Below are 1,156 nucleotides of genomic sequence, written 5' to 3'. Positions count from 1 at the left end.
GTAAAGAAAGAAGGAGTTTATGAGACAGAAGAGGGGTGCCTTTCTTTGGCAGGGAGCCGAAAAACGAGCCGCTTTGAAAAGATTCAGGTCTCCTATCGCGACATGAATTGGAAGCCTCAGCTCATAAGCTTAGAAGGTTTTGCGGCCCAAATTTGCCAGCATGAGCTAGATCATCTGGAAGGGATTTTGATATAGGTCCAGTTGCTGTTTATTAAGGAATCGATCGAAGAGAATTTGTTGATGAAAAAAGAATATTTGTTCTATGAACGGGTTAGACCATTTTTGGTCTCCCATCCCAATTATCTTTCTTTATTAAAGTGGGTCAACCACCTCGTCACCCTCCTGATGCCACTCCTTTATTTTTATGTTCTTTGGGCAGCATATTTGAAAGCTTCCGAGATTTGGGTTGTTCTTGCCTATCTATTGGTTCCGGCATCTGGCTTTATTTTATTGAGTGTCATTCGAAAAGCAATCAATTGGCCCCGTCCCTATGAGCTTGGCGCGCTTCCACCTCTCCTAGAGAGAGAAGGTAAGGGAAGTTCCATGCCAAGCCGGCACGTCTTTTCAGCGGCCATCATTTCGACAGTAGCTTGGGGAGTGAATCCTCTTCTATCTAGCCTTGGCCTCTTCCTGGCTCTTCTATTGGCAGGAGTTCGTGTTCTGGCAGGACTCCATTTTGTCCGTGATGTCGTGGTCGGATTTGTTGTTGCACTCCTATGGGGAATCGTCAGTTTTTCTCTATTAGGAATTTTCTGATAGAGGTTGGATGGGAGAAGTAAGAAATAATAAAAACTGCCTAACTTAGTTTGGTAGTTTCAAAGTGTAAAAAAGTATTCTTGGAAACTTTCTTTAGGTGAGTACGGACGTCAGCGAACTTCTCCGAAGTTCCATGACTTAGTTTTGAACCCCCTCGCTCTTTAATTTCTGGGCTCGGGCTAAAACAGTTTCCCAAACTGTTTTACTCTCAAAACTCCCGAGTGCCTGAAACTATTGTGTTTCAGGCACTTTTCTCACAGCGGAAAGTTTTTATCTTCTTAAATGGCAAAATAAGTCATTTTTGAAGAGTAACTAGATGTTTTATGTATAATAATAGTTTGTCTACATTAAAAACTGCCTAACTCAGTTAGGCAGTTTTTAATTATGTGAGATTTGGTGT

2 protein-coding genes are annotated in these 1,156 nt (G+C 41.9%); both read left to right on the top strand.

Translation table 11 applies throughout. The features are described 5' to 3' along the window. Positions 1-195 (top strand): peptide deformylase (locus tag ACLOR3_RS00865; protein WP_412036894.1); only part of this gene is annotated, 195 nt, incomplete at its 5' end. A 45-nt stretch (positions 196-240) separates the two neighbouring features. Continuing rightward, the gene (locus ACLOR3_RS00860; protein WP_411400013.1) at positions 241-756 is read left to right on the top strand and encodes a phosphatase PAP2 family protein; all 516 of its coding nucleotides are present in this window, start codon (positions 241-243) and stop codon (positions 754-756) included. The last annotated feature ends 400 nt before the right edge of the window (positions 757-1,156 follow it).

Origin of the sequence: Streptococcus intestinihominis, from assembly GCF_046824975.1 — a bacterium.
In the GTDB taxonomy this organism is placed as follows: domain Bacteria; phylum Bacillota; class Bacilli; order Lactobacillales; family Streptococcaceae; genus Streptococcus.
Note: the sequence above shows the minus strand (reverse complement) of the source record. Positions and strands in the feature narration are given on the sequence as shown.

Excerpts from the sequence above, each read along its gene's own strand:
- ACLOR3_RS00860 (WP_411400013.1), top strand. The coding sequence starts at position 241 with ATGAAAAAAGAATATTTGTTCTATGAACGGGTTAGACCATTTTTGGTC.